The 246-nt window shown below is 71.1% G+C and carries 1 protein-coding gene; it reads right to left on the bottom strand.

Annotated features, from left to right (window positions below; genetic code table 11):
* A partial coding sequence (locus ACLJNW_RS27595) for a penicillin-binding transpeptidase domain-containing protein (RefSeq protein WP_410961749.1) occupies window positions 1-246 on the bottom strand: 246 nt, incomplete at both ends.

Here is a 246-nt window from a genome sequence, read left to right as displayed (position 1 = left end):
CGGTAGGACTTGTCCGCGTAGCCCCGGCCCGAGGCCTTGCGCGCGGTGCCGCTCTTGCCCGCCACGTGGTAGCCCGGCACGCGGGCGCGGACCACGCCCTTCGGGTCTTCCACCACGGTTTGCAGCATCGCCCGGATGCGCCGTGCGATCTGCGGGTCCATCGCCTGTCGCACCTGGTTCTGCGGGTTGTCGCGGAGCAGGCTGAGCGGCACCAGCTTGCCGTCGTTGGCGAACACCGAGTAGGCC

This window comes from Salmonella sp. SAL4457 (assembly GCF_046548235.1).
Classification (GTDB): Bacteria; Pseudomonadota; Gammaproteobacteria; order Enterobacterales; family Enterobacteriaceae; genus Salmonella; species Salmonella enterica.
The sequence above is the reverse complement of the archived record's forward strand: the minus strand, read 5'-3'. Positions and strand labels throughout refer to the sequence as shown.